Consider the following 26,731-nt stretch of genomic DNA (forward strand, 5'->3'; position numbering starts at 1 on the left):
TGCTTGTTTCCTCTAGGCTGATCGCATGACCTCCGACGGCCGCGTCGCCCGTGGCGACCGCACCCGCACCGCGGTGCTGGACACCGCGGTGGCGCTGGCGACCGAGGTCGGCCTGCACGGTCTGTCCCTGGCCCAGCTCGCCGACCGGCTGGAGGTGAGCAAGTCCGGCCTCTTCGCGCACTGGCGCTCCAAGGAGGCGCTGCAACTCGCCACAGTCGACCGGGCCGTGGCGCAGTGGCAGGAGATGATCGTCGCCCCCGCCCTGCGGGCACCCCGGGGCGTACGCCGGCTGCACGCGCTGCACGAGGCCCGGATCGAGTTCTACGCCGCCCGGGTGCTGCCCGGCGGCTGCTTCTTCGCCAACACCGAGTTCGAGTACAACGCCCGCCCCGGCCCGGTCCGGGACCGGCTCGCCGACGCGTTGTCCCGGTGGACCGCACTGCTGGAGCGCCTCGTCCAGGAGGCGGTCGACCTCGGCGAGCTCCCCGCCGACCTGGACGTGCCGCTGCTCGCGTACGAGATCGACGCGCTGGGGATCAGCGCGGTGATGCGGTCCCGGCTGCTCGACCCGGACGCCTCCTACCGGCACGCCCGCCAGGGCCTGCTGAACCGGTTGCGGGCGCTCTGCCCGGATCCGGCCCTGCTACCGGAAGGCCAGTCATGAGCCACACCACCGCCGACCTGCCGGTCGCCGAGTTCGGGCACGTCGAGCACGTGCCGGTGCACTTCGACGATCTGGACGCGATGGGCATCCTGCACAACGCGCGCTACGCCGTGCTGCTGGAACGCGCGCTGACGCCCTACTGGGCGGAGCGGGGCGTCGCCTTCCGGGGCGACGTGCACGCGACACCCGACGTGTTCCACGCCGTCCGGGAGTTCACCATCACCTATCGGGCGCCGGTCATCGGCGTCGGCGCGGTGGCTGTGCACTTCTGGCTGGAGCACTTCGGCGCCAGCAGCGCCCGCTACGCCTTCGAGTTCCGCTCGACCGACGGCGCCACAGTGCACGCCACCGGCACCCGGTCGATCGTCCGGCTCGACCCCGCCACGCTGCGCCCGACCGCCTGGACCGAGGTCGCCCAGGGGGTGGCCGCGACGCTGCTGCGCCCCGCGCCGGCAAGCGCCTGAGCCGAGAACTCTCAGCGGAAGAACGCGCGCAGCAACGCCGCGCTCTCGCGTTCCAGCACGCCGCCGTACACCTCGGGGCGGTGCGTGACGCGGCGGTCGCGCAACACGTCCCAGAGCGACCCGACGGCGCCCGTCTTGGGTTCCCAGGCGCCGAACACCACTGTCGAGACGCGGGCCAGCGCGATCGCCCCGGCGCACATGGTGCACGGTTCGAGCGTCACCACGAGCGTGCAGTCGTCCAGCCGCCAGCGGCCCAGCCGCCGCGCGGCCCGGCGCAACGCCAGCACCTCGGCGTGCGCCGTCGGGTCGCCGGTCAGCTCCCGCTCGTTGCGGCCGACCGCCAGTTCGGCGCCGTCGGGGCCGTAGAGCACCGCGCCGACCGGCACGTCGTCGGCGTCGCGGTCGGCCGCCGGGCCGGTCACCGCGATCTCAAGGGCACGGCGCATCCACAGCTCGTGCCGCTGCCGGCGGCCGATCGCGCCCGGGTCGGCGAGCGCCTCGTCCGCGCCGGGACCGGCACGCCCGGCCCGGCCGGGGGTGGGCTGCCCCGGGCGTACGGTCTCCAGCGCCGGATCGGTCGCGTCGGCCGGTTCGGCGGCGCCGGGCGTCAGGGACTCCCCGGGCTCAGACCTCACGCAGCTCCTCGACCTCGTCCACACAGCCCAGTACCTGGCAGATCTCGGATGTCACATCGGCCGGCATGGAGCCCTCGTGCGCGCAGAGCGCCAGCAGCTTCTGCGCCGGGATGCCCAGGTCGGCGAGGAGGTCCGCGTCGCCCACCGGGTCGGCCTCCGGGTCCACAGCGGGTTGTTCGGTCTCGTCGTCGCCGCCGGAGGCGCGCGGCTCGTCGACCTCCTCCAGCCCGGTCACCGAGGTCTTCAGGTCACCGACGAGCAGCGCGCCCAGCCGGGACTCCTCCGCGTACGCCGAGTCCGAGCCGAAGACCCGCAGGTCCTCTCCCTCGTCCAGGCGCAGGAGGACCAGGTACGTGTCGTCGGCCTCGACGAACAGCAGCGACAGGTCGGCGTCCGGCTCGACGTCGCGCAGCCGGTCGGCGACCTCCTCGATGTCGGTGACGCCCCGCAGGCTCACCTCACCGGCGGTCCAGCCGCCGTCGACGCGCGCCACGGCAGCAGCGAAGTACGACACGGTCCCCCCAAATTGGCTCAGCAGCATGCCGACACGTCACGCGATGCACGTTAACCGGTCGGGTCGGCGGGCGAGCGGTCAACGCCCCGGATGAACCGGCCGTTCTGAGAGAGAAAGCTGGTCAGCCGACGACGCGCCGGCGGGTGGCGATGAGTTGGCGCAGCCGCTCGGTGCGGGCCCGCTGCGGCCGCTGGCGCTGCTGTACCGCACGGGCACCGGCCAACTCGGCGAGGAGTTGCAGGCGACGGCGGCTCCGATCGGGGTCGAGCCGCGGCGGTGTGGTCCAGGCCATACCGCGAGGGTGGACCGTCCTCGTGCGTACGTCAAGGTGGCCTTCGCTACGCAGCGAGACCGGCACCGAAGGTCACCAGAGCGGCCAGTCTCCGGTCTGCGCCCACCTGGTCACGACTATCGCCGCGGCGATGCTCCAGCCACCCGCGGTGACGATCGCCACGCCGGTCGCCACCCCCCGGTCGCCGTGACGGACCAGCACCGCGGCGGCCACCCACGCCAGACCGCCGGCCAGCAGCGTCCACCAGGCGTAGCCGGCCACGCCGCCGCCGAACAGCCCGAACAGCAGCAGCCAGGCGAACGCGACGAGCGCGCCGACCGCCACGCCGGTGCCGGTGACCGGGTACGGCTCGCGGTAGCTGGGCCGCATCGACGTGTGCGACGGGAACAGCCCCGAGGGCGTACGCGGTGGCGGGAACGCCCCCGGACCGGTCCCCTCGGGTCCGCCGTGCCATCCGTGCGTCACCGCCGCCCCCTCTCCGGACCATCGGTCCCGCGTTCGGCTTTCGTCCCTACGGTAGTGGTCTGTCAGGATGACCGGATGCGCTCGCCATCGATCGGACGCCGCACGCTGCCGGCGTACCCGGTAGTGCTGCTCGTGGCGGCGCTCGCCGCCGGGTGCGGCACCCCGGCCGGGCGTGCCGACAGGTGGCAGGAGCCGAGCCCGGTGGTGACCGCCGCGCAGCCCGCCGACCCGACGGCGCCGCCGGTCGGCTCCTCGTCCGCCGCGCCGTCGCCGTCGCGCGCCGACGTGAAGCGGGTCTTCCCGGTACGGGCCGGCGACGTCGACTACCACCCGACGCACGGCGGCTACCCGGGCACCGACGTGTTCGCCGACTGCGGGGAACCGGTGGTGGCGGTCACCGACGGCGTGGTGCTGGAGGTGAGCCGCGTCGACCGGTTCGACAGGCGCGGGCCGCTGGGCCCGAACAACGGCGGGCTCTCCGTGTCGCTGCTCGGCGACGACGGCGTGCGCTACTACGGCTCGCACCTGAGCGCGATCACCGTCGGCGTGGACGCCGGGGTGCGGGTGCGTGCCGGGCAGCAGCTCGGCGAGGTGGGCCGTACGGGCAACGCGAACAACGTCTGCCACCTGCACTTCGGGCTCTCCCCGAAGTGCACCGGCGCCGACGACTGGTGGATCCGCCGGGGCGTGGTCTGGCCGGCGCCGTACCTGAACTCCTGGCGCAAGGGCGGCAACCGCTCGCCGGTCGCCGAGATCACCGCCTGGCAGCGCAAGCACGGCTGCCCGGCCGCGCCCGGCCGGCCCACCAGCGGCGGCTGACGATGCGGGGCCACCCGCCGGACGGCGTGAGCGCGTAGGTTCCAGGACATGACTGCCCGGGATCCCCTCGCCGACCTGCGCCGGATCGCGTTCCTGCTGGAACGGGCCAACGAGGCCACATACCGGGTCCGGGCGTTCCGGTCGGCGGCCAAGACGCTCGGCGCGCTGCCCGCCACGGAGGTGGCCGAGCGGGCCCGCACCGGCAAGCTGACCGAGCTGTCCGGCGTCGGTGACGTCACCGCCCGCTGCGTGGCCGAGTCGCTGGCCGGCGAGGAACCGGTCTATCTGCGCCGGCTGATGGCGACCGAGGGCACCGACCTGGACGAGGCGGCGGCGAAGCTGCGGGACGCGCTGCGCGGCGACTGCCACACCCACTCGGACTGGTCCGACGGCGGCTCACCGATCGAGGAGATGGCGCTGGCCGCGGTCGAGCTGGGCCACGAGTACATGGTGCTCACCGACCACTCGCCCCGGCTCACAGTGGCCCGGGGCCTGACCGCCGAGCGGCTGCGCGAGCAGCTCGACCACGTCGCCGCCGTCAACGAGGCGCTGCCGAAGGGCTTCCGCATCCTCACCGGCATCGAGGTGGACATCCTCGCCGACGGCTCGCTCGACCAGGACGAGGAGCTGCTGGCCCGCCTGGACGTGGTGGTCGGCTCGGTGCACAGCGGCCTGAACGACGACCGGGCGAAGATGACCCGCCGGATGCTGACCGCGATCGCGAACCCGCACCTGGACATCCTCGGTCACTGCACCGGCCGGATGGTCTCCTCCCGGCCCGCCGGGGTGACCGGGCCCGGCGACCGGGGGCACCGGGCGCGTACCCGCAAGGAGAGCGACTTCGACGCGGACGCCGTCTTCGCCGCCTGCGCAGAGCACGACGTGGCCGTCGAGATCAACTCCCGGCCGGAGCGGCAGGACCCGCCGAAGCGGCTGATCCGCCTCGCGCTGGAGGCCGGGTGCCGGTTCGCCATCGACACCGACGCGCACGCCCCGGGTCAGCTCGACTGGCAGCGTTTCGGCTGCGAGCGGGCCGCGCTGTGCGGCGTACCGGCGAAGCGGGTGGTGAACACCTGGACCGCCGACCGCCTGGTGAAGTGGACCGCCGGCCGGAGCTGAGGGTCAGCCCCGGGTGGCCGGTTCGGCGGCGGGGACGGCGGGCGCCACCGCCTCCGGGCGACGGCGGCGCCGCCCGAACAGGCCCTGCGCGACAGCCACGCCGACGAGCACCACGAACGCGCCCACAGGCTGGTGCCAGTTCATCCGCTCGCCCAGCACCACCGCGCCGACGAGCACCGCGAACACCGGGACCAGGTATGTCACTGTGGACGCCGTGCTCGCCCCGGCCAGCCGGATGTTGCGCATGTTGATGACGAAGGCGAGGCCGGTGCCGAGCGCGCCGAGCGCCAGCACGCTCGCGACCACGCGCGGGGAGAGGCCGGTCGGTGACGGCGGCGTCCCGGCGAACGGCGCGACCAGCGCGAGCTGCGCGGTAGCCACCAGCAGCTGGGCCGCCGACAGCGACAGCCCGGAGTACGCACTACCCGCGACGAACCTCTTCTGGTAAGGAATGGCCAGCCCGTAACAGGCCGCCGCGCCGAAGCACATGAGCTGGCCGACGAAGTGGGCGCCGCCGACGCCCTCCCAGACGCCGAGCACCACGAGCACACCGGCGAAGCCCAGCCCCAGCCCGACCGCCCGCCGGGTGGTGAGCCGCTCGGTGCGGAACACCAGCACCGCCAGCGGCAGCACGATCAGCGGTGTGGTGGCGTTCCAGATGCCGGCGAGCATCGACTCGACCCGCTGCTCGCCGTAGCCGAACAGCGTGAACGGCACGGCGACGCCGAACGCGGCCACCACGAGCATGTGCGCCCAGACCCGGAGGTCGCGGGGCAGCCGGTCGCGCAGCATGGCCAGCACCACGAGCAGCGTCAGCGCGCCGGTGGCCACCCGGTAGAGGGTGAGGTGCACGGGGTGCAGCTCGGTCACGCCGACCTTGATGAACAGGAAACTGGAACCCCAGATGGCGGCGAGCGCGACGAAGCCGGGCAACCAGGCCCGCACCGGTGCCCGGTCAGGAGTGATCTCGACGTTCACCCCTGACACTCTGCCGCAGGGGTACGACGAAGTCGCGCGGTATTCCGGATGCGCGGTCACGTAGGGTCGCCTCGTGGGACGAATCGATGACCTCGCCAACCGGTACGTGGCCGAGTGGGCCCCGCTGAGCCCGACCGGTGCCACCTACGTCGGCATCGCCGGCTACGACGACCAGCTCGACGACCTGTCGCCCGAGGGCTACGCGGCGCGCGCCGAGCTGGCCCGCCGTACGCTCGGCGAACTCGACGTGACCGAGCCGGAGACCGAGGCGGAGCGGACCGCCCAGGAGGCCATGCAGGAGCGCCTCGGCCTGGAGCTGGCCCGCCACGACGCGGGCGAGACCGGCAGCGAGGTCAACGTGATCTCCAGCGGCCTGCACGAGATCCGGATGGTCTTCGACCTCATGCCGACCGACGGCGAGGAGGCCCGGGCGAACGTGGCCGCCCGGCTCAACCGCTTCGCGTCCGCACTGGACGGCTACAAGCGCACGCTGCGCGAGGCCGCCGCCGCGGGCCGGGTCAGCTCACAGGTGCAGCTCGTCGAGGTCGCCAAGCAGTGCGACGTGTGGGTCGACCCGGAGGGCGACAACTTCTTCCACGGGCTGGTCGAGCGGCTCGACGCCGACGGCGCGCTCGGCGCGGAGCTGCGCAAGGGCGCCGCCGCCGCGACCGCCGCCACCGCCGAGTTCGGGCAGTTCCTGCGCACCGAGCTGGCGCCGGCCGGGCGGGAGAAGCAGGCCGCCGGGCGGGAACGCTACGAACTGGCCTCGCAGTACTTCCTCGGCGCGAAGGTCGATCTGGACGAGACGTACGCCTGGGGCTTCGCGGAGCTGGCCCGGCTGGAGGCCGAGATGCGGGCGGTGGCCGCGCGCATCGCCGGTCGCGGCGCGTCGATCGACGACGCGGTACGCGTGCTCGACGCCGACCCGGCGCGGACGGTACGCGGCAAGGAGGCGTTCCGGGACTGGATGCAGGCGCTCGCCGACCAGGCGGTCAACGACCTGAACGGCACCCACTTCGACATCCCCGAGCAGGTACGCCGGATCGAGTGCTGCCTCGCGCCGACGAGCGACGGCGCGATCTACTACACCGGGCCGAGCGAGGACTTCTCCCGGCCGGGGCGGATGTGGTGGGCGGTGCCGCAGGGCATCACCGACTTCTCCACCTGGCGCGAGGTGACCACCGTCTACCACGAGGGCGTGCCGGGTCACCACCTCCAGGTCGCCCAGACGGCCGTCCGGGCCGACCTGCTCAACCGCTGGCAGCGGCTGCTGTGCTGGGTCTCCGGGCACGGCGAGGGCTGGGCGCTCTACTCCGAGCGGCTGATGGACGAGCTGGGCTACCTCGCCGACCCCGGTGACCGGCTCGGCATGCTCGACGGGCAGGCGCTGCGCGCGGCCCGGGTCATCGTGGACATCGGCATGCACCTGGAGCTGGAGATCCCGAAGGACAACCCGTTCGGCTTCCACCCGGGCGAGCGGTGGACGCCGGAACTGGGCTGGGAGTTCATGCGGGCGCACTGCCGGGTGCCGGACGAGAACCTGCGCTTCGAGCTGAACCGCTACCTGGGCTGGCCCGGTCAGGCGCCGTCGTACAAGGTGGGCGAGCGGATCTGGTTGCAGGCCCGGGAGGACGCGAAGGCGCGCAAGGGCGCCGACTTCGATCTCAAGGAGTTCCACCGCCAGGCGCTCGACCTGGGCTCGCTGGGGCTGGACCCGCTGCGCAAGGCGCTGGCCCGGCTCTGAGCCGGTGGCGGGTGCCGGCGATGACTTTCGCCGGCACCCGTCCGGTCAGGCGCCGAGCGTCAGCCGCAGCGTGGGCCGGCCGGTGAGCGTGTCGCTGGTGACGTACGCCAGGTCGATGACCGGGTCGGTGAACGTCACCGGGATGGGCAGCGTGACCGGCAGGCCGTCCGGGAACGGCAGGTCCGGGGTGAGCGTCAGCTTGATGCCGGCGAGCTTGCCGACGAACCGGGTGCAGTAGAACGCGACGTCGTCGCGGACCGTGAGCCGGTCGGTCGCGTACCGCTGGGTGCGGCCGCGCGGGCCGTCGGCGACCAGCAGGAAGTCGTCGGTCACGGCTTCCTTCATGCTGAACTTCAGCACCTTGAGCGCGCCCCGCTCGGTCTGCAGGTCGGTGATCCCCTCGAACCGCAGCCCGGTCATCGTCACCTTGGTGCCGGTGAGCTTCGACGGCGTCTGGGCCACCTTCGGCAGGCTCGGGTCGGCGGCGATCCGCGGCAGCGGCTTGCCCGGTTCCACTTTGCCGGGCTTCGCCGGGTCCACCTTGCCGGGCTTGTCCGGCGCCGGGCAGTCGGCCGATCCGGGCCGGGTCGACGGCTTGCTCGTCGGGGCCGCCGATCCGTTCGCGGTCGGTGTGGGCGAGGGCGTCTCGCTCTTCTTGCTGCCCTTGAACAGGTCACCGATCCCGTCGAAGAAGTCGGTGATGATGTTGCCCTCCCGCGTCGGGCTCGGGCTCGGCGACGGGGTGGGCGTCGTTGTGGGCGCGCTCGCGCCGGGCGCCGGCGTGGCGGGCTTCGACGGGCAGGCGCTCGCGGCGGGCTTGTTCGGGGCGGCCTGCACCGCCCTCGGCTGTACGGCCAGGCCGGCGGTGGCGAGGCCGAGCACCACGAGGACGATGCCGAAGGCGCGCGGGTCCGCAGAGCGGCCCGCCCACTCCGGCGGACCGCCGTCGGATCCGGCGGGCTTCCCGTTCACCGACTGCCGAGGGACCGGCCGCTCCCCGCCCGGCCACTCGGCAGTCGGCTGCTCGACGGCCGGTCGCACTCCGGCCGGCACCTCGACTGTCGGCCGCTCGTCCGCGGCCGGTTCGTCCACCGGCTGCGCGTCCACGACGGTGTCGGGCTCGGCGTCGGTTCCGGCGGCGCGCTCGGCGTCGGTCTCGGCGGCGGACTCCTCCGCGCCGGCGGCGGACTCCTCCGTGCCGGGAGCGGCCGGACGGGCCGGCACCCAGGCGAAGGCGAGGGCGCTGCCCACGATGCCGAACAGCAGGCCGAGGAAGAAGCCGCCGAGGTTGAGCCCGATCAGCGAGTAGATGGTGGTGATCGCGGCGACGATCGAGTAGAACAGCCGCTGCGCCGGGCTGAGCCAGAGCAGCACGCCGCAGGTCACCAGGATGGCCGGGATCAGCAGGGCGAGCAGGCCGGTGGCTCCGCTGCTGAAGCTCAGGCCGTTGAGGGTCAACCGGGTTGAGGCGAGCATCTCCACCCCGGCCAGGATGATGAACAGGCCACCCCAGAACGGCCGGCTCCGCTGCCAGCGGCGGAAGGTCCGCCACGCCCGGGCCGCGGTGCCGGTCCGGGTGTGGGACGGGTCGACGGTTGTCACGTACTCCTCCTGGCGGAGCGGGAACGGGAACGGTGGGGCGGGCCCGCGGTGGTCGGCCACCGCGGGCCGTGCTCAGCTCAGAAGCACTCCTTGCCCTTGGCGTCGTCACCCACGTTGACCTTGAGCCGGAGCCCGACCAGGTTGAACGTCGAGGAGGTGGTGTAGCGGGAGACCTGCTTCAGGTCGCGGATGGTCACCCGGTCGGAGTTCTGGCCGAAGGAGCCCCGCTGCGCCGTCGGGTTGAGGTCGCTGGCGTCGCGGCCGATCTGGATGTTCGTGAAGGTCGCGTTGCCCTCGAGCGAGTCCATCGCGATCACGAGGTCCTTGGCCCGGGCCGGGTCCTTGCCGTCACCGGCGTTGATGGTGAGCACCACCGGCAGGCCGGGCAGGTCGGCGCGGACGGACTGGCAGAGCTTGTACAGCTCGGCGCTGCTGATCTCGGCCATCGCGACCGGGTGCGTCGCGCCGGCCTTGCCGTTCTCGCCCTTCTCGCGGACGATGCCGCCGTACTGCTTGAAGCCCTCACCCTCCAGGCGGTCGGCGCCGATCTTGAACGTCTGCCCGGACACGGTGATGTCGGAGGCGATGGCGCCGGTCGACATGCCGAACAGGATGGCACCGGCGGCGGCCGTGGTGGGCACGATCATGGCGGCGAAGCGCCGCCACCGGGTACGACCCTGGTTGTCGAGCCGATTCTGCACGGGTTCCTCCTCGAACGAATGTGCGCGGCGGCCGGTGGGGAACCGGTGGCACGCGCTGGACCCGCCCCTCTGTTACCGACGGGTAACGATCGAGCCTGATCGTGCACCCGATGCGGTGTAGCTCACAACCCCCCGATTACCGGGCGGTAATACGAGGGCGGGAGTGCGAGGTGACCCGGTGTCACGAAACGCCAGCCCAGGCGGGATGCCCAGGGCGGCATCTCGTCTCAAAACCGGCATAGATGACGGTGAAAGCGACGGAAAGTTACCGGACATCCGCCAGTTACAATCGAGTAACAAATGTAAAGTAGCTTCGCCCGCATGGGAGATCTCCACGACGGAGGGGTGGGCCGCTGTGCGGCCCACCCCTCCGTCGTGCTTCCGGCGTACCGGTCAGCGGCGCTCCACGTCGCCGGCGCCCGAACGCTGGGCCGGCACCTCGTCGGACCGCCAGTTCGTCGACGCCGGCGGGATCTCGTCGTCGAGCGGGCCACCCACGGGCTGCTGGTCCACCCGCGTCGCCGTCGGGTCGGAGGTCGGCGGGTCCGCCCGGTGCCGGGCGCTGCCGTCGCTCTTGGGCCGCGTCACCAGCCACACGCCCGCGATGAGGGCGATCAGGCCGAGCACACCGGCGATGATCGGGCCCCAGAGGCTGATCATGCCGATCTTGAAACGGTTGTCCTTCACCGTCTCGACGCTGCGGCTGATCGTGGCGTCGTTGTAGTTGAAGTCCGCGTCCAGCAGCACGGTCGGGGTGCCGGTGTCCGGGCGCAGCTCCTTGTACTGCTGCTCACGCACCTTGATGTAGGCGCCGGTCACCGGGTCGACCCAGAGCGTCCGGGTGTTGCTGTAGACGACCTGCCCACTGGTCGCGCTGGGCGCGAACTTGCCCAGCAGGGTCTTGACGCTGTCCGCCGGGGTGTTCAGCGGCTCGTTCTCGATCCGCTGCACGAAGCGGTACGTCTCGACGCCCTTGATCTTCTCCGTACCGGTGAACCGCGCCGGGTACGTCTTCTTCAGGTCGCGGTCGAACACCTGGTAGTCACGCTTGCCGGTGCCGAACGGGAACTTGTAGATCTGGCCGGAGTAACGCACGTTGCCGACCGGGGCCTGCTCCGCCCCGGACTCGTTGAGCCACTGCTCGTCCCACGGCGCCGCCGCACCCGAGATCCGGTACAGCGCCAGCTCGGTGCTGTACTGGCTGATCACGTCCTGGTTGTCGCTGCGCTTGACCGTCTGGTAGACGTTCCAGATGACCGCGTCGCCCTTCAGCTCCTTGGGCACGCGGTCCTTGGTGTCCTCCGGCTGCGGGATGACCTCGATGCTGGACACGAGATCGGCCTGCGGCACGTCGATGCTTACCGCGCCGTTCTCCGACTTGATCTGTAGGAACTTCGCGCCCTTCGCCTCGGCGACGGACGTCGTTGGTTCCAGGTCATAGGGCAGCTTGGTCACGGCGGGGGCCACGTAGAACGGCAGCCCAGCCGCGAAGACCAGCAACAAGACACCTAGCCCGAAGAGCGCGGCGCCCACGCGAAGCTTCACTCATCCTCCTGTAACCTGCCGCCCTACGGTCTGTCGTCCGGGGCACCCGATCCTTAGCATTGGCGGGAGGTTACTCCCCAGTCACCTGCAAAAGCGACCCCCTGGATGTCCAGATGTCCACAGCCACCACGCCAACAACGCCGGAGCCTGCGGTGACCGGCCGCCTTCCCGCCCTCGACGCGCTGCGAGCGATCGGCGCGGTGGCGGTCGTCGGCCACCACGTCGGCTTCCAGACCGCCGTCACCATGAACACCGCGTGGGGCGGCTGGTTGGCGCGCCTGGACGTGGGCGTCGCGATCTTCTTCGTGCTTTCCGGTTTCCTGCTGTTCCGCCCGTGGGCGCTCACCGTCGCGACCGGGCGCCCCCGGCCCCGCACCAAGCGGTACTTCTGGCGCCGCGCGTGGCGGATCCTGCCCGCGTACTGGCTTGCGGTGGTGGTCTGCTTCGTCGTCCTGCCCGGCAACCACCCGGTGTCGGCCGGTGACTGGCTGCGCCATCTCACGCTCACCCAGATCTACGGCCCGGGCCAGCTCCGGCACGGCCTCAGCCAGACCTGGAGCCTCGCCACCGAGGTCGTGTTCTACCTGCTCCTGCCGCTGCTCGCGGTGCTCGCCGTGGGCCGGACCTGGCGTCCCGTCCGCACCGTCCTGCTCGCCTCCTCCGGCGCGCTGCTGACCGTCGCGTGGGTCGCCATGATGGGCGCCGGCTGGCTCGACGGGGCGCTGCACACGATGTGGTTCCCGTCGTACGGCGCCTGGTTCGGCGGCGGCATGGCGCTGGCCGCGGCGCACGTGGCCCTGCGTACCGGCACCGCGCCGGCCGCCTTCCGCCTGCTCGACGACCTCGCCTCGGCGCCGCTCGCCTGCTGGGGGGCGGCGGTCGCGGTGATGGCGATCGCGACGACGCCGATCGCCGGGCCGCGCGACCTGACCAGCCCGACCGCCGTCGAGTTCGGCACCAAGATGGCGCTCTACCTCCTGATCGCCGTCCTCATCACGATCCCGGTGGCGTTCGGCGGGCGGACCCGGGCCAAGGAGGTCTTCAGCAGCGGGTCGGCACGGTGGATGGGCCTCGTGTCGTACGGGCTGTTCCTGTGGCACCCGCTGGTCATCGAGCTGATCTACCTGCTCGACGACCGACCGCTGTTCACCGGCGGGTTCCTCAGCACCTTCGCCCTGACCATGCTCTTCGGCCTGGTGTACGCCGCGCTCAGCTACTACGGCGTCGAGCGCCCTCTCCAGACGCTCGGCACGCAGCGCCGCCGAAGGCCGGCCGGGCGCGGGCCGGCACCGGAGACGCCAGCCGTCGCCGCCACCACTCCGGACGTCGCGGCACCGGCCTGACAGTAACTCCTCGATCACTCCAGGTGACCTGACGACGGCTGTCGGCCCAACGCCGCCGGTCGGGGCATTGCCGGGCGGGGAGCCCAGCCCTTAATGTGACGCGCACCGCTAAATTACTTGAGAGTAGGGTTCGCGTGGAGCGTCGCTTCGGCATGCCCGGACACGTGCTGTTCCTCAACTGGCGAGACACTCGCAACCCCGAGGGCGGCGGTTCCGAGGTGTACGTGGAACGGATCGCCGCCGAGCTGGTGTCGCGCGGATTCCGCGCCACCCTGTTCTGCGCGGCGCACCGCGAGGCTCCCGCCGACGAGGTCAACGAGGCGGGCATCCGATTCATCCGGCGCGGCGGCCGGCACACCGTCTACCTGTGGGCGGCGCTCTGCTACCTGGCCGGAGCAGTCGGCCTGGGCCCGCTCGCCGCACGCCGGGGCGGCCGGCCGGACATCCTGGTCGACGTCTGCAACGGCCTGCCGTTCCTCGCGCCCCTCTGGGCCCGGCGCCCGGTGGTCAAGCTGATCCACCACGTGCACCGCGAGCAGTGGCCGGTGGTCCTGCCGAAATGGGCCGCCCGATTCGGCTGGTGGGTCGAGTCGTCGCTCGCGGTACGCGTCTACCGGCGGTGCCGGTACGTCACCGTGTCCGAGGCGACCCGGCGTGAACTCGGCACCCTCGGCGTACCGCCGGAGCAGGTCTCGGTGGTCTACAACGGCACGCCGGAGATGCCCCGCACCGACGCCGAGCGCGCCCCGTTCCCGCTGCTCGTGACGCTCAACCGCCTGGTGCCGCACAAGCGGGTGGAGGTGGCGCTGCGCGCGGTCGCGGCGCTCGCCGACGAGCTGCCCCAGCTGCGGCTGGTGGTCGCCGGGCAGGGCTGGTGGGAGTCGCACCTGCGCGAGGTCGCCGCCGAGCTGGACATCACCGACCGGGTCGACTTCCGGGGCTTCGTCACGGAGGAGGAGAAGGCCGCGCTGCTCGCCTCGGCCTGGGTCGCCCTGACGCCGTCGCTGAAGGAGGGCTGGGGGCTGACGATCGTGGAGGCCGGCGCGGCGGGTACGCCGACAGTGGCGTTCCGGGAGGCGGGCGGCGTCGCGGAGGCGGTGGTCGACGGCCGTACCGGCCTGCTGGCCGACGACATCGACGACTACCTGGCCAAGGTGCGCGCGCTGCTGCACGACGACGAGATGCGTCAGGAGATGGGCGCCCAGGCCCGGCGGCACGCGGCGAACTTCACCTGGCCGGTGGCGGGGGAACGCTTCGCGACCCTGCTGGAGACCGCGGACTCGCCCCGCCGGGTGCAGCGGCGGGGCGATCCGTCCTACCTGTTGCCGTAGACCTCAGGGGCGTACGGGTCCTGCTTCCCGGCCCGCTTGGCCGCCTCCGAGGCGCTGCGAGCCTCGGCCGCGGCCTCCTCCGGCGTGGCGGTCGCGGCGGCCGAGATCCCGCCGAGGGCCAGGATCCCCAGCAACGCCGCCACCAGGCCGGACACGACAAGGGTCAAAGCTCTACGCATGCCATTCCTCCAGTGGTGAGACGTGCGAGCGGACGTTACCACGCAGTAGCTCGTCGGCGTAGGGTCGAAAAGGCGGCAGCCATGACCGCCAGAACGGCAGTTCCGCACGCGAACACGACAAGCCAGCGGCCCGCCCCGGCCCGCTGCGGCGCGCCCGACGCGGCCGGGTTCCGGTAGAGGCTCAGCGACTCCCCCTCGTACCGGAGGTCGAGACCGGCCAGCACGGCCGGGTCCACTGTGCTCGGCGTGCCGTGCTGCACCACCACCCAGCCCACCCCGGTGGCCGAGACCGGCCGCCCCTCGGCGAGCATCCGGCGCACCTCGCGCAGCCGCGGATTCTCCCCGGCCACCGCGACGTCGTCGACCACCAGCGTGTCGTCGGTGAGCACGGTTCCGGGCAGGTAGCGGGGCGCCGGGTCCAGCACCACCCGGCCCGGGTTCCACGGATAGGCCCGGTAGGCGGTCAGCGGCAGCGCGAGGACCTCACCCGGGTCGTCGGGCAGGCGCTCGGCGACCGCCCGCCAGTCCGCCGGGTAACGCACCGGACTGATCCGGCCGGCCCCGCCGAACGCCAGGTCCGGCATCGCGGCCACCGGCAGGAGCAGCAGCCCGGCCAGCACGATCCCGCCGACCTCCCGGTCGATCCGGGCCACCAGTCGCTCGGCGCCCAGCGCCGCGCACACCACCAGCACGAGGGCGTACGGCGCGAGGAACTTCTGCCCGTCGCGGAGCAGCCCCGCCCCCGGCACGTGCGCCACCGCCCAGCTCAACGCGCCCTGCCCACCGGGCAGCACGGCGAGGGCGGCCAGCAGGTACCCGCCACCGGCCAGCACACCCAGCCGTACCGCCGCGCCCGCCGGCAGCCGGCGTCGCAACAGGCCGGCGCCCACCACGGCCAGGACCACGAGCACCACTGTCGCCAGCGGAGCCAGCGCGGCGGACCGGCTGGACGGGGTGGCCTGCGCGCTCCAGATGCCGCCGGTGCCCGCGAGCGCCACCAGCGGGCCGGCCCAGTTCTCCGCGCGCGCCGCGAACGCCGCCACGCCGGCCGGATCGGACGTGCCGCCCGCGCCGGTGACCAGGGCCGCCACGATCCACGGAGCGTTCAGCAGCGCGACACCGCCCACCGCAAGCGCCGACCGCCGGAGCCGGCGATCCGCCGCCAGCACCAGCACCGTCGCCAGCGCGATCAGGCCGCCGGTCGGGGTGATCGCGGCGGGCGCGGCGAGCAGCACCACCCGGGCGAGCGCGCCGTCGCGGCCCGCCCGCAGGTTCAGCGCCGCCCGCGCCAGCCAGGGCAGTGCGGCGTACGCCAGCAGCAGCCCCCACTGGCCGATCAGCAGCCGCTCGGCCAGGTACGGCGTCCACGCGTACGCCACGGCGGCGACGAGTCGCACCGCACGCCGCTCGGTCGGCACCAGCCGTCCGGCGCCCACCGCGGCGAACAGGACCGCCCCGGCCAGCGCCACCCGCTGCACCACCCAGCCCGGCACGAGCTGGGTCACCAGCGAGACCAGCGCGTCCATCGGCACCGCCCGGGGCAGGCTCTGCGCCGGGGCCACCAGATCCCAGCTCAGCGGCTGCCGGGGCACGAACACCATGTCGTACCGCAGCGCGTAGCCCGGCGCCGCGAGCGGGGCCAGGATCAACGCGGTGGCGGCGACCGCCACGAGGTACAGCGGAAGCGACTCCCGCCACCGCCGGACCGCGGGGCCGCCGCCCTCGGCGGTACGTCCGGTCATTGCGGCTTCGGCACCGCCTTGCCGATGGTGATGAGGTTGGTGCACAACCTGACCCCGGGGGTGTTCACCGTCAGCTCGACGGCGGACCCGGCGCCCTCCAGCATGAAGAACACGTCGTTCAGCCCGCTCTTCAGCGTGATCTCGCGGGTGGCGTCGCCGAGGTTGAACACCGCTGTCGAGTCGCCGGAGCCGACGTAGCCGAAGTGCACCACGTACGGCCACTCCACCAGGTAGCCGTCCATCGGGATCCGGACGGTCCGGCCGCCCTCGGCCAGGTGCCCGCAGCCCTCCACGGGCCCGGGCGCGACCTTGCGCCCCTCGACCACGACCGGACGGATCCGGCCGTTCTCGTCGAACGTCGACGGCTTCTCGCTCATCGTCACGAACGTCGGCTTGCGCGGCGCCGGCCGGAAGAAGTGGGACTGGAGATTGTCCGGCCAGAAGTACCCGGCCACCACCCGGTCCGGCACGGTGGTGTCGAAGAAGACGGTGCCCGGCGGCGCTGCGGCCAGCTCGGCCTGCGTCGTGGCCAGGTAGTCCCGCCCGTGCTTGGTGCTCCAGTTGTCGCCGAAGCGCGCGGTGCTCCACAGCGTGCCCACGCCGATGGTGGCCAGCAGCACCACCATGGAGACCAGACCGACCGCGAAGGCCCCCGGCTCCCGCAGCACCGTCGGCAGCGGCCACGCGGAGACGTCGTCCTCGTCGCTGTCCTTCATCCCGAGCAGCGCCACCCCGACGCAGATCGCGGCCACCAGCACCACGTCCGCGACGTACCGGGGGACGACGCCGACCAGCGGCCCGAGCGGCCCGCCGAGCCGGGTCACCGCGAACAGCGCCGCGACCAGGCCCAGGTAGCAGGCGAGCAGCAGCCAGGCCCGCCCGGCGGACGGCCGCCGCCGCACGGTGACCACGATCAGCGCCGCGAGCACCGCCCAGGACAGCCACTTCGCGATGTCGTACGGGTCGGACAGCGGCGGCCCGTCACCGGCGTACGTCCAGCGCCACGGCCCGCCGAGCAGGCCCGGCACCACCGTGTCGCCGATCAGGTCGCCGAGGAAGGTGAAGACCTGCCCGACCGAGGTGGGCTCGTCCAGCCCCCGGGCCGGGCGGGTCAGGTAGTACGCCAGGTACGCACCGGACAGCGCGGTGAGCATCAGCCACGCCGGCCAGAACCGCACGACAGTGTTCACGAGGCTGCGCCACGCGCGTCCCTTGGTGAACAGGAACGCGGTCAGCAGGAACAGCAGCGGCACGATCAGCAGCGCCTTGGTGTCGAAGAGCAGGCCGAACACGACCCAGAGCGCGACCAGGACGAGGTGCCGCTTCCGCCCGGTGCGCACGTACCGGACCTGGGCCGCCACCGCCAGGACAAGCGCCAGCTGCGGCGGCAGCACGAGCAGCCCGACCAGCCACAGCGACGACACCTCGAGCGTCAGCGGGCTGAACAGAAACAGGCTCAGCGGGACCAGCAGCCCCCAGCCGGGCCGCAGCAGGTCACGGAGCAGCCGGTACAGGGCGATCCCGACCGCCGCCTGCCCGGCCGCCAGCAGCAGGATCCACGGCCACCCGGCGAAACCGGCCGCCCGGACCATCAGCCACGCGACCGCCAGCCCGGCCGGCATGAGGTGGTTGTTGAAGGTGCCCAGGAGGTAGTCCGGGTCCAGCCGGGTGTCCAGCACCTGCGCGGCGATGACGAACTCGTCCTGCGAGAACCAGCCACGGGCGGCCAGCCCGGCGCGCGACGCGACGGACACGACGATGAGGGCGATCGCGACCGCGCGGACGCGGTCGGCGGCTATCCAGCGACCGATCGGTCCGGGTCCGTCGTCCTCCGCGCCGACGGCTGCCGGACGCGTCTCGGCCGCTGCTTGTGGCATTGACATGGTCGGCAGCCTGCCACACGCTTACCTGCCGTGGGGACGGCCGTTCCGCCGATAACGCCCAGCACCGGCCCCCGGTCGCCGCTGCGGGCCGGTTCCGGATAACGTCGCGCGACACGCGTCATGTGCGGGTACGCGTACGGCCGGCGGAGACAGGAGCCGAAAATGCGGGCGGACGGGACGACAACGCCGCCGACGGGGACGGATGCCCCCGTCCGGGAGACCGGCCGTGCCCGGCAGACGGCACGGCGGTTCCGGCACCTGACGATCTGTCTCGCACTCACCGCCCTCGCCTTCCAGCAGGCGCCCGGGCAGGTGGTCCCGGACACCAAGGTCGACCTGAACGTCAATCCGGCCGGGTGGCTGCTGCGCTCGCTGCACCTGTGGGATCCCACCGGCACGTTCGGGCAGCTCCAGAACCAGGCGTACGGATATCTCTGGCCGATGGGCCCGTTCTTCCTGCTCGGGACGGAACTGGGTGTCGCGCCGTGGATCGTCCAGCGGCTCTGGTGGGCGCTGCTGTTCTGCGTCGCGTACCTCGGTGTGGTGCGGCTGGCGGGCCGGCTCGGCATCGGCAGCCCCGCCGGCCGGATGATCGCCGGTGTCGCGTTCGCGTTGTCCCCGCGCATCCTCACCCAGCTCGGCTGGTCGTCGGTGGAGTCCTGGCCCAGCGCCGTCGCGCCGTGGGTGCTCATCCCGCTCGTGGGCCTCGCCCGGGGCGCCCGGCTGCGCCGCGCGGTCGCCGGATCGGCGGTGGCCGTCGCCTGCGCGGGCGGTGTCAACGCCACCGCCGTCGCCGCCGTGGTGCCGCTCGCCCTGCTCTGGCTCGCCACGCTCAAACCGCTGCGCCGCCGCGTCACCGCCCTCGCGGCCTGGTGCGGGGCGGTCGCCCTGGCCACCGCGTGGTGGCTGATCCCGCTGCTGGTGCTCGGCCGCTACAGCCCGCCCTTCCTGGACTACATCGAGACCGCCCGCAACACCACGAGCGTCACCGACGGGGTGACCACGCTGCGCGGCACGTCCTACTGGGTCGCCTACCTGGCCTCCCCGTTCGGCGCGACCATCCCGGCCGGCGCCCGGCTGGCGAACGACACGCTGCTCGTCGTGGCCACCCTGGCGGTCGCCGCGCTCGGGGTGCTCGGCCTGTCCCGGCGCGGAATGCCGCACCGCCGGTTCCTCATCACCGGCCTGCTGCTCGGCGTCGCGCTCGTCGGCCTCGGGCACACCGGCGACCTGCCGAACATCCTCGCCGGGCCGCAGCAGCAGTTCCTCGACGGCATCGGCGCCCCGCTGCGCAACGTGCACAAGTTCGACGTGCTGCTCCGCCTGCCGCTGGCGCTCGGCCTGGCCCACCTGGTCAGCCTCGCGGTACGCGCCGCCCGGACCGCCCCCGAGCAACGCCGTGGCCGGGCCACGGCCCGCGCCTGGCTCACCGCCGGCACAGCCATGGTCGCGGTCGCGGGCGTCGCCTCACCGGCGCTCGCCGGTGGCCTCGCCACGCCGGGCGCGGTGAAGGACGTGCCCGGCTACTGGCACGAGGCCACCGACTGGCTGGACGCGAACACCGGCCGTGGGCGGGTGCTCGTCGTCCCCGGCGCGCGCTTCCCCGCGTACGACTGGGGCAGCACCACCGACGAGATCGCCCAGCCGCTGCTGGACAGTCGGTGGGCGGTGCGCAACGCCATCCCGTTCACCCCGCCCGCCACGATCCGGCTGCTGGACGCGATCGAGTCGACGCTCGCCACCGGCGCCGGTTCGGCCGGCCTGGCCGACCTGCTCGCCCGCTCCGGGATCAGCCACGTCCTGTTCCGCGCCGACCTCGACCACGGCCGCTCGGACACGGCCCGCCCGGCGGTCGTCCGGCAGGCGCTGGAACGCTCGCCCGGCCTGAGCCGCGTCGCGTCCTTCGGCCCGGTACGCGGCGGCTCCGACACCCCCGACGAGTTCCGCGACCAGGGCCTGGACGTGCCCGGACGGGCACTTGAGGTGTACCGGGTGGACCGGCCCGTCCAGCCGGTGGTCGCGTACGACCGCGACGACGTGACCACTGTCGTCGGCGGTCCCGAGTCGCTGCTCGACCTGGCCGCCTCGGGCCAGCTCGGCCCCGCGCCCACGGTCCTGGCCGGCGACGCGAAGGCCGGCGAGTCCACCGGGCGGGTCGTGCTGACCGACGGGCTGCGCCGGCGCGACGTGTCGTTCGGCCGGCTGCGCGACAACTCCTCGCAGACACTCACCGCCGACGACACCTTCGCGGTGTCCGCGCCCGCGCACGACTACCTGCCCGACTGGGGGCCGGAGTGGTCGACTGTCGCCCGCTTCGAGGGCATCAGCGGGATCCGCGCCTCGACCGCCCGCTCCCAGATCGACGCCACCGGCGGCACCCGGCCCGAATACCAGCCGTACGCGGCGATGGACGGGAACACCACCACGTCCTGGCGGTCGGCGCCGCACTCCCGCAGCGACAGGCAGTGGATCGAGGTGAACCTGGCGAACCCGACCCGGGTCACCCGGGTGGAGGTGTGGTTCGACCTGAAGGCCGACGCCCTGCCCACCACGGTCACCGTGACCGCCGGGTACGAGAGCCGCACCGTCGAGCAGTTCGGCGACCACATGGTCTTCGAGCTGCAGGGCGTGCACGCCACCCGCAAGGTCGAGGTCTCCGTCGACGCCGCGTTCGACCTGCGCCCGTTCGGCGACAAGACGGTCGGCATCACCGAGATCAAGATCCCCGGCATCCAGACCAGCCGGACCCTCCAACTGCCCGCCGCACCCGCCACCGACCAGCCGGCCGGCGTCGTCGTGTCGGCGGCCCCGACCACGCCCGCCTGCTTCACCGTCGACGGCCGCCCGCGCTGCTCCACCGACGCGGTCCGCGGCTCGGAGGACGCCTCCACCATCGACCGCACCTTCACCCTGCCGGTTGCCGGGACGTACGACGCGAAGCTGTGGGCGCGGCCGACACCCGGCCCCGAACTGAACGCCGCCCTGGACAAGCTGGTCGCCGAGGCCCAGCCGCTGCGCCTCGCGCCGCAGGTCACCGCGTCGTCGACGGCGGTACCCGACCCGGCCGGCCGGCCCGGCGCGGTCCTCGACGGCAACCCGGCCACGAGCTGGTCACCGGCGCTCAACGACGAGGCGCCGATCCTGCGCCTCACCTGGCTCGAACCGCAGGTCATCAGCCGGATCCGGTTCACCGTCGAGGAGGGGACCGCCGCCACCCGGCTCGGCAGCGTACGGGTGGTCGGCAACGACGGGTTCCGCAGCAACCTGCTCACGAACGACGGTGTGCTCACGCTCGACCCGCCGATGCGAACCGACTCGATCACCATCCAGTTCCTGGACAAGCCGTCCGCCACCAGCACCGACCCGTACGGCCTGCGGCTGCCCGAGCCACTGCCCATCGCCGTCGGCGAGGTGACGGTGCTGCCCCTCGGCACCACAGTCGCACCCCGTCCGGAAACGCCGCTGAAGCTGGCCTGCGGCTCGGGTCCGACGCTTCAGGTCGGCCCGTCCCGGATCACCACCACGCTCACCGGCACGGTCCGTGACCTGCTGGAACTACGCGAGATGCCGGTGACGGCCTGCGGCCGGACCACGCCCAAGCAGCTCGACCTGGGCAGCGGGGAGCACCGCGTCGTCACCACCGCGAGCACGCTCGCCACCGCCACCCGGGTCGCGCTGACGCCACGGACCGCGACGCCCGCCGCGGCGGCCACCGCCGGCGACATCGAGGTGCGTTCCTGGTCGGCCACCGAGCGGCGGGTACGCGTGGCCGAGCACTCCGGCGACCGGGTGCTCGCGGTCCGGGAGAACACGAACACCGGCTGGCAGGCCACCATCGGCGGGAAGACGCTCACCCCGCTCGTGGTGGACGGCTGGCAGCAGGGCTGGATCCTGCCCGCGGGTGTCTCCGGGGAGGTGGTGCTGCGCTTCACGCCGGACACCCCGTACCGGATGGGCCTGCTGCTCGGCGGCGTCCTGCTGGTGGTGGTGGTCCTGCTCGCGGTGCTGCCTGATCGCCGCCCCGCCGGGGATCGCGCGGTCGCCGCCGTGCCGGCTACCCGGCGCCGGCTCACCCGCTCGCTGCCGCTGCTCGCCGTCGGCGCCGCCGCGCTCGTGCTCCACAGCGGCCTGCTCGGCGGCCTGCTGGTCGCGGCGGGCTTCATGCTCGCCGTACCCGGACCGCGTCGCCTGCCCTGGGGCAGCGACCCCCGGCGGGTCAGGCGGCTCGTCCGGGCCGCCGAGACGTGGCTTCCCGGGGCGCTCGTGGTGCTCGCCGGATGGATCTACCTGGAGTCGGCCGACCGGCACACCGACGCGCTGCCGCAGCTCGTGACGGTCGCCGCCCTCGGCGCGCTCTGGCTCTCCACCACCGCCCGGCGGCGGCCCGTACGCCGGATCCGCCCGGCGGCGACCCCGGCCGTGCCGGCACCCCGCGAGCCGGAACACGACGCCGCGCCGGTTCCGGATCGGGAGGCGGACCGCGACGATCGCGCCGAGCCGGACGGGCGACCGGCGCCGGACGCCGCCCCGGTGTCCCGCGTCTCGGAGATCACGTGAGCGACGGGCGGCCGGACCCCGCGCCCGAGCCGGCGGACGGCCGCCGGAGCGGGCTGGGCGCGGCGGGCGTCGCCGTCACCCTCGCCGGTGTCCTGGTGAACGGCCTGGCCTACCTGGTGCCGGTCCTCGCCGCCCGCAAGCTCGACGCGGACGACCTCGGCGCGCTCGCCACCGCCCTCGGGCTGGTCGCCATCGCCGGTGTGCCCGGGCTCGGCCTGCAACTCGCCGTTGCCGTGCACCACGCCCGGCACGGCCCGTCCGACACCCGGCGGCTCACCGTGCTGACCGCCGCCCTGTGCGCGGGCGCGCTGGTGCTGGCGACGCCGGTGCTGGTCGCCGCGCTGGACCTGCCGGTCGTGGTGCCCGCGCTGCTGGCCGTCACCACGGCCTCGGTGGTGCTCTCGTCGCGCTCGCTCGGCGAGCTGCAGGGCGGCCAGCGCTTCCTGCGGCTCGCCACCGCGATGGCGCTGCTCGCCGCCGCCCGCTACGGCGGGGTGATCGTCGGGCTGCTGCTCGGCGCGGGCCTGACCGGCGCGCTCGGCGCCGGGGCGCTCACCGCCGCGCTGGCGCCCCCGGCGCTGGCCTGGCTCACCGGCACGCCCCGGCGTCCCTCTGCCGCCCCGCGCCTGACCGTCGCGCAGGTGACCGCCGGATGCGGGGCGACGCTGGCGATGCTCGTCGTCTCCTACGCCGACCTGCTGCTGGCCCGCCAGCTGTTGCCGCCCTCGGGCTCCGGCGCGTACTCGGTGGGGACTGTCCTGACCAAGGGCGCGCTCTGGGCGCCGCAGGTCGCCGCCGTCCTGGCCCTGCCGCGCCTGGCCCGAGGGGACCGCCGCAGCCGCACCGTCGCGCTCGCGGTGACCGGCGCCTGCGGTCTGGTCCTGGTGGGCGCGTCGGCGATGGCCGGCGGGCTGGCCTTCCGGCTCGTCGGCGGACCCGACTACACGGCGCTGGGCCGGTACGCGCCGCTGTTCGCCGCCGTCGGCGCGCTCTACGCGGTCACGTTCGTGCTGCTCAACGACCGTCTCGCCGGGGGCGTCAGGTGGGCGGCGGCACCGCTGTGGTTGGGCACCGCCGCGCTGGTGACTGTCGCCGCCGCCGTGCGCCCGCGCACCGTCGGCGGCCTGGTCGTCGCGGCCCTCGTCACTGCCGCGGTCACCACGGCGCTGATGGCCGTACCGGCGCGCCGGCGCACGGCCGGACCTCCGCCCGCCGCTGTCCGTGCGACGCTGCCCACCGCGGCGCGACCCCGAAACGGGTGATCGGTGCGACACCGGCGGTCACCCGACACGACCTCCGGGCCGGACACTCCCGGTGGGCCCGAGCGTTGGTTACCGTAGGTGTCTCCCGTGGGGGAAGCGGTCCCCGCGTGTACTTCCGATCGAGGTTGCAGTGACGATGTACGGCGAGAAGATGCCGGCTGCCGACGACCGACCCACCATCAAGGTGGCGGCGGTGAGCTGGCCCGGCGTCGAGATCGAGCCGGTCGCCACACCGCCCGGGGGCGACGCGGCCAAGCCCACACGCTCGCGACGGACCCGGCTGCTGCTGGCCGGGGGGATCGTCGCGGCCGTCCTGGCGGGCGGCGTCGGCCTTGGCGCCTACGCGTACGCCGGTGACGTGCCCCGCGGCACCACGGTGCTCGGCACCGAGCTGGGCGGGCGCAGCCGCGCGGAGGCGGCCCAGACGCTGCGCGCCGAGCTGGAACGCCGGGCCGAGAAGCTCAACGCCCCGCTCGCGGTCACTGTGGGTGAGAACAAGGCCGAACTGAAGCCCTCCGACGTGGGGCTCGCCATCGACGTGGACGCGACAGTGGCAGCGGCGGCCGAGGCCGACGCGCACGCGGTGAGCCGGCTCGTCGGCTCCCGTACGGTCGAGCCGGTGGTCACCGTCGACCAGGCCAAGCTGGGGGCGGCCCTGCGCAAGGTGATGGGCCCGCAGGGGCGTGAGATGACCATGCCGGCGATCATCTGGACCGGCACCACACCGAAGCCGGTCTACCCGAAGCCGGCGCTGACGATCGACACGGACGGGGCCACCGCCGTGGTGAAGGCCGGCTGGCTGGCCGCCGAGCCGGTCACCGTGCCGCTGGTCGAGAAGTGGCCGGCCACCACCCGCGAGGAGGTGGATCGCCTCGTCGCCGAGCTGGCCCGGCCCGCGGTGGCCGCGCCTGTCACGCTCACCACCGACGGCGGCTCGGTCACCATCCCGCCCGCCGCCATCGCCCGGTCGCTGCGCTTCTCCGCCGACGACGCGGGCACGCTCACCCCGAAGGTCGACGTCAAGCGGCTGCGTGCCGCGCTCGGCGACCGGCTCACGAAGCTCGAGGTGGAGCCGAAGGACGCCGGCCTGACCATCAGCGGCGGCAAGCCGAAGGTGGTGCCCAGCAAGGCCGGGCGCCAGGTCGACGCCGCCGCGCTCGGCCCGGCCCTGCTCGCGGTGCTTCCGAAGACCGAGGGCCGTACGGTCACCGCCGAGCTGAAGCCTGCCGCCCCCGAGCTGACCGAGGCGGAACTGGCGAAGCTCGGCATCAAGGAACGGGTGTCGAGCTTCACCACCCAGTTCACCGGCGGTCTCTCCTCGCCGCGCAGCCAGAACATCGTGCGGGCCGCGAAGGACGTGGACGGTGCGCTGGTGAAGCCGGGCGAGACGTTCTCGCTCAACGGGCACACCGGCGAACGCGGCTACGACCAGGGATACAAGGACGCGCCGACGATCGTCGGCGGGAAACTCGTGCCGGGTGTCGGCGGTGGTGTCTCCCAGTTCACCACCACGCTGTTCAACGCCACCTACTACGCCGGGCTGGAGGACGTCGAGCACAAGCCGCACTCGTTCTACTTCAGCCGCTACCCGGCGGTGATCGAGTCGACCATCTACTGGCCGCAGCTCGACTTCAAGTTCCGCAACAACACGCCCTACGGGGTGCTGATCGACACCTCGTACACGTCCAGCTCGATCACCGTCTCGATCTGGAGCACGAAGATCTACGACAGTGTGAAGACCGAGTACGGCCCCCGCCGCGACATCACCCAGCCGAAGACGGTCTACCTGACGCCCGGGCCGACCTGCATCGCCGCCGCCGGCAGTGTCGGGTTCGCCCAGGACGCGTACCGGGTCATCAAGAAGGACGGCAAGGTGGTCAAGCGGGAGAAGTTCAGCTGGCGCTACGACGCCGAGCCCCGCTTCATCTGCGCCCCCAAGCCGGGCGACGACTGATCCGCTCACGCAGAAGGCCCCGCCGGCATGTCGCCGGCGGGGCCTTCTCATGCTTCTCAGGGCCGCGCCGCGGCCAGCCCTTCGCGTACGCCGTCCGCGTCGCGGTCGGTGCCGTAGACGGGCGTGTCCGGCTGCTGCCGCCAGCTCTCGTCGAGAGTGCCCGCGTCGACCGGGTCGAAGCCCAGCTCGTCCACAAGCCCCATGACGATCCGCTTGGCGTCGGCCTCGTCACCGGCCACCGGCAGCGCGATCCGGCCCGCCGTACCCGCCGGCTTGCCCTCGTCCATCAGGTGCGCGGCCTGGATGTTGTTGAACACCTTCACCACCCGCGCGCCCTTGAGGTGGTCGGCGGTCCAGCGGCTGGAGCTGAGGCTGCGGTCCAGCAGCTCGGGGATGTCCCCGTCGCGCTGGGGGTAGTAGTTGTTGGCGTCGACCACCAGCTTGCCGTCGAAAAGCGCCGCCGGGAGCTGCGGCACCGCCTTCAGCGGGATCGCGACGACGACCAGTTCCGCATCCCGCACGGCCTCCTCCACGGAGACGGCCCGGGCGCCGGTCTCGGCGGCGAGGTCGGTCAGGCTCTGTGGGCCGCGGGAGTTGGCCACCGCGACGTCGTGACCGAGTGAACGCAGACGACGGGTGAGGGTGCCCCCGATGTGCCCTGACCCGATGATTCCGATCTCCATGCCCACTCCTGTACCCCGTACGGTCGGACCTCATCACGGCCCCGGCGTACGGCACGTCACGTTTCGCGCCGCCGAGCCGGCGGGCGGGCCGACGTGTGTCGGCGGTCCCGGCTCGACGGTACGAGACGGAGGCGGCCCGGCGTGGTGATTCCGGGGGAGTACGCAATTCAGGGCCACCCCGTGCGGGGTGGCCCTGAATTGAAAGATTGTCCGGCGGTGTCCTACTCTCCCACACCCTCCCGAGTGCAGTACCAT

At 73.2% G+C, this 26,731-nt stretch carries 22 protein-coding genes; 10 read left to right on the plus strand and 12 right to left on the minus strand.

All coding sequences use genetic code 11. The annotated features are described in order from the left end of the window. Window positions 1–25 precede the first annotated feature (25 nt). Both AB0D28_RS25110 and AB0D28_RS25115 read left to right on the plus strand, forming a co-directional pair. Window positions 26–664 (plus strand): TetR/AcrR family transcriptional regulator, encoded by a 639-nt coding sequence (locus tag AB0D28_RS25110; RefSeq protein WP_357389545.1) that lies wholly within the window; start codon window positions 26–28, stop codon window positions 662–664. Next, the gene (locus AB0D28_RS25115) at window positions 661–1,128 is read left to right on the plus strand and encodes a thioesterase family protein (RefSeq protein WP_357389547.1); all 468 of its coding nucleotides are present in this window, start codon (window positions 661–663) and stop codon (window positions 1,126–1,128) included. The genes AB0D28_RS25110 and AB0D28_RS25115 overlap by 4 nt, the downstream gene beginning before the upstream one ends. Before the next feature lie 11 nt (window positions 1,129–1,139). On the opposite strand, the gene AB0D28_RS25120 is transcribed toward AB0D28_RS25115, so the two are convergent. The 4 genes from AB0D28_RS25120 to AB0D28_RS25135 form a co-directional block, all read right to left on the minus strand. Then, window positions 1,140–1,604, minus strand: a complete 465-nt coding sequence (locus AB0D28_RS25120; protein ID WP_357389585.1) for a nucleoside deaminase — start codon at window positions 1,602–1,604, stop codon at window positions 1,140–1,142. A 148-nt stretch (window positions 1,605–1,752) separates the two neighbouring features. After that, on the minus strand, window positions 1,753–2,277 hold the full coding sequence (locus AB0D28_RS25125; protein ID WP_357389549.1) for a tRNA adenosine deaminase-associated protein: 525 nt from the start codon (window positions 2,275–2,277) through the stop codon (window positions 1,753–1,755). A 121-nt stretch (window positions 2,278–2,398) separates the two neighbouring features. Continuing rightward, the gene (locus AB0D28_RS25130) at window positions 2,399–2,569 is read right to left on the minus strand and encodes a hypothetical protein (RefSeq protein WP_018786529.1); all 171 of its coding nucleotides are present in this window, start codon (window positions 2,567–2,569) and stop codon (window positions 2,399–2,401) included. A 72-nt stretch (window positions 2,570–2,641) separates the two neighbouring features. Next, the gene (locus AB0D28_RS25135; RefSeq protein ID WP_357389587.1) at window positions 2,642–2,938 is read right to left on the minus strand and encodes a hypothetical protein; all 297 of its coding nucleotides are present in this window, start codon (window positions 2,936–2,938) and stop codon (window positions 2,642–2,644) included. A gap of 171 nt (window positions 2,939–3,109) precedes the next feature. Here AB0D28_RS25135 and AB0D28_RS25140 point away from each other — a divergent pair, with 171 nt between their 5' ends. After that, window positions 3,110–3,853, plus strand: a complete 744-nt coding sequence (locus AB0D28_RS25140; protein WP_357389551.1) for a M23 family metallopeptidase — start codon at window positions 3,110–3,112, stop codon at window positions 3,851–3,853. Between the two features lie 48 nt (window positions 3,854–3,901). Further along, entirely contained in the window at window positions 3,902–4,972 is a 1,071-nt protein-coding gene (locus tag AB0D28_RS25145; protein WP_357389553.1) for a PHP domain-containing protein, read from the plus strand. A gap of 3 nt (window positions 4,973–4,975) precedes the next feature. Here AB0D28_RS25145 and AB0D28_RS25150 read toward each other — a convergent pair whose 3' ends face one another. Then, window positions 4,976–5,950: a DMT family transporter gene (locus AB0D28_RS25150; RefSeq protein WP_357389555.1), complete on the minus strand. Its 975-nt coding sequence runs from the start codon at window positions 5,948–5,950 to the stop codon at window positions 4,976–4,978. Between the two features lie 73 nt (window positions 5,951–6,023). Between AB0D28_RS25150 and AB0D28_RS25155 the strand changes: the two genes are divergently transcribed. Next, a complete protein-coding gene (locus AB0D28_RS25155) occupies window positions 6,024–7,694 on the plus strand; it encodes a DUF885 domain-containing protein (RefSeq protein ID WP_357389557.1) in 1,671 nt (556 codons plus the stop codon). 45 nt (window positions 7,695–7,739) lie between these two features. Here AB0D28_RS25155 and AB0D28_RS25160 read toward each other — a convergent pair whose 3' ends face one another. The 3 genes from AB0D28_RS25160 to AB0D28_RS25170 all read right to left on the minus strand — a co-directional run bounded on the left by AB0D28_RS25160 (window position 7,740) and on the right by AB0D28_RS25170 (window position 11,542). Next, entirely contained in the window at window positions 7,740–9,296 is a 1,557-nt protein-coding gene (locus AB0D28_RS25160; protein WP_357389559.1) for a DUF6114 domain-containing protein, read from the minus strand. Between the two features lie 77 nt (window positions 9,297–9,373). After that, the gene (locus AB0D28_RS25165; RefSeq protein ID WP_357389561.1) at window positions 9,374–9,997 is read right to left on the minus strand and encodes a DUF6230 family protein; all 624 of its coding nucleotides are present in this window, start codon (window positions 9,995–9,997) and stop codon (window positions 9,374–9,376) included. A gap of 393 nt (window positions 9,998–10,390) precedes the next feature. Next, window positions 10,391–11,542 (minus strand): porin PorA family protein, encoded by a 1,152-nt coding sequence (locus AB0D28_RS25170; RefSeq protein ID WP_357389563.1) that lies wholly within the window; start codon window positions 11,540–11,542, stop codon window positions 10,391–10,393. Between the two features lie 113 nt (window positions 11,543–11,655). On the opposite strand from AB0D28_RS25170, the gene AB0D28_RS25175 reads away from it, so the two are divergent. Next, the gene (locus tag AB0D28_RS25175) at window positions 11,656–12,885 is read left to right on the plus strand and encodes an acyltransferase (protein WP_357389565.1); all 1,230 of its coding nucleotides are present in this window, start codon (window positions 11,656–11,658) and stop codon (window positions 12,883–12,885) included. Window positions 12,886–13,037: 152 nt separating this feature from the next. Further along, window positions 13,038–14,216 (plus strand): glycosyltransferase family 4 protein, encoded by a 1,179-nt coding sequence (locus AB0D28_RS25180; RefSeq protein ID WP_357389589.1) that lies wholly within the window; start codon window positions 13,038–13,040, stop codon window positions 14,214–14,216. On the opposite strand, the gene AB0D28_RS25185 is transcribed toward AB0D28_RS25180, so the two are convergent. The 3 genes from AB0D28_RS25185 to AB0D28_RS25195 are packed head-to-tail and all read right to left on the minus strand — an operon-like array spanning window position 14,201 to window position 18,020. After that, on the minus strand, window positions 14,201–14,395 hold the full coding sequence (locus AB0D28_RS25185; RefSeq protein WP_357389567.1) for a hypothetical protein: 195 nt from the start codon (window positions 14,393–14,395) through the stop codon (window positions 14,201–14,203). The two genes, AB0D28_RS25180 and AB0D28_RS25185, sit on opposite strands and share 16 nt — an antisense overlap. Window positions 14,396–14,430: 35 nt before the next feature. Next, on the minus strand, window positions 14,431–16,137 hold the full coding sequence (locus AB0D28_RS25190) for a hypothetical protein (protein WP_357389569.1): 1,707 nt from the start codon (window positions 16,135–16,137) through the stop codon (window positions 14,431–14,433). Then, the gene (locus tag AB0D28_RS25195) at window positions 16,134–18,020 is read right to left on the minus strand and encodes a hypothetical protein (RefSeq protein ID WP_357389571.1); all 1,887 of its coding nucleotides are present in this window, start codon (window positions 18,018–18,020) and stop codon (window positions 16,134–16,136) included. The genes AB0D28_RS25190 and AB0D28_RS25195 overlap by 4 nt, the downstream gene beginning before the upstream one ends. Before the next feature lie 162 nt (window positions 18,021–18,182). On the opposite strand from AB0D28_RS25195, the gene AB0D28_RS25200 reads away from it, so the two are divergent. The 3 genes from AB0D28_RS25200 to AB0D28_RS25210 all read left to right on the plus strand — a co-directional run bounded on the left by AB0D28_RS25200 (window position 18,183) and on the right by AB0D28_RS25210 (window position 25,793). Next, window positions 18,183–22,577, plus strand: a complete 4,395-nt coding sequence (locus AB0D28_RS25200; protein ID WP_357389573.1) for an alpha-(1->3)-arabinofuranosyltransferase — start codon at window positions 18,183–18,185, stop codon at window positions 22,575–22,577. Next, entirely contained in the window at window positions 22,574–23,839 is a 1,266-nt protein-coding gene (locus AB0D28_RS25205) for a polysaccharide biosynthesis protein (protein ID WP_357389575.1), read from the plus strand. The genes AB0D28_RS25200 and AB0D28_RS25205 overlap by 4 nt, the downstream gene beginning before the upstream one ends. A gap of 136 nt (window positions 23,840–23,975) precedes the next feature. Next, complete coding sequence (locus AB0D28_RS25210) at window positions 23,976–25,793, plus strand: VanW family protein (RefSeq protein ID WP_357389591.1); 1,818 nt, start codon at window positions 23,976–23,978, stop codon at window positions 25,791–25,793. A gap of 56 nt (window positions 25,794–25,849) precedes the next feature. Here the strand turns inward: AB0D28_RS25210 and AB0D28_RS25215 are convergent, their stop codons facing one another. After that, a complete protein-coding gene (locus AB0D28_RS25215; protein WP_357389577.1) occupies window positions 25,850–26,476 on the minus strand; it encodes an NAD(P)-binding domain-containing protein in 627 nt (208 codons plus the stop codon). Window positions 26,477–26,731: the final 255 nt, after the last annotated feature.

This window comes from Micromonospora sp. NPDC048169 (assembly GCF_040652815.1).
Classification (GTDB): domain Bacteria; phylum Actinomycetota; class Actinomycetes; order Mycobacteriales; family Micromonosporaceae; genus Micromonospora.

Bases quoted from the DNA above. Each gene is read 5' to 3' on its own strand.
- AB0D28_RS25110 (WP_357389545.1), top strand. From the start codon at position 26: ATGACCTCCGACGGCCGCGTCGCCCGTGGCGACCGCACCCGCACCGCG.
- AB0D28_RS25115 (WP_357389547.1), top strand. From the start codon at position 661: ATGAGCCACACCACCGCCGACCTGCCGGTCGCCGAGTTCGGGCACGTC.
- AB0D28_RS25130 (WP_018786529.1), bottom strand. From the start codon at position 2,569: ATGGCCTGGACCACACCGCCGCGGCTCGACCCCGATCGGAGCCGCCGT.
- AB0D28_RS25135 (WP_357389587.1), bottom strand. From the start codon at position 2,938: ATGCGGCCCAGCTACCGCGAGCCGTACCCGGTCACCGGCACCGGCGTG.
- AB0D28_RS25140 (WP_357389551.1), top strand. From the start codon at position 3,110: ATGCGCTCGCCATCGATCGGACGCCGCACGCTGCCGGCGTACCCGGTA.
- AB0D28_RS25145 (WP_357389553.1), top strand. From the start codon at position 3,902: ATGACTGCCCGGGATCCCCTCGCCGACCTGCGCCGGATCGCGTTCCTG.
- AB0D28_RS25175 (WP_357389565.1), top strand. From the start codon at position 11,656: ATGTCCACAGCCACCACGCCAACAACGCCGGAGCCTGCGGTGACCGGC.
- AB0D28_RS25180 (WP_357389589.1), top strand. From the start codon at position 13,038: ATGCCCGGACACGTGCTGTTCCTCAACTGGCGAGACACTCGCAACCCC.
- AB0D28_RS25185 (WP_357389567.1), bottom strand. From the start codon at position 14,395: ATGCGTAGAGCTTTGACCCTTGTCGTGTCCGGCCTGGTGGCGGCGTTG.
- AB0D28_RS25190 (WP_357389569.1), bottom strand. From the start codon at position 16,137: ATGACCGGACGTACCGCCGAGGGCGGCGGCCCCGCGGTCCGGCGGTGG.
- AB0D28_RS25195 (WP_357389571.1), bottom strand. From the start codon at position 18,020: ATGTCAATGCCACAAGCAGCGGCCGAGACGCGTCCGGCAGCCGTCGGC.
- AB0D28_RS25200 (WP_357389573.1), top strand. From the start codon at position 18,183: ATGCGGGCGGACGGGACGACAACGCCGCCGACGGGGACGGATGCCCCC.
- AB0D28_RS25210 (WP_357389591.1), top strand. From the start codon at position 23,976: ATGTACGGCGAGAAGATGCCGGCTGCCGACGACCGACCCACCATCAAG.
- AB0D28_RS25215 (WP_357389577.1), bottom strand. From the start codon at position 26,476: ATGGAGATCGGAATCATCGGGTCAGGGCACATCGGGGGCACCCTCACC.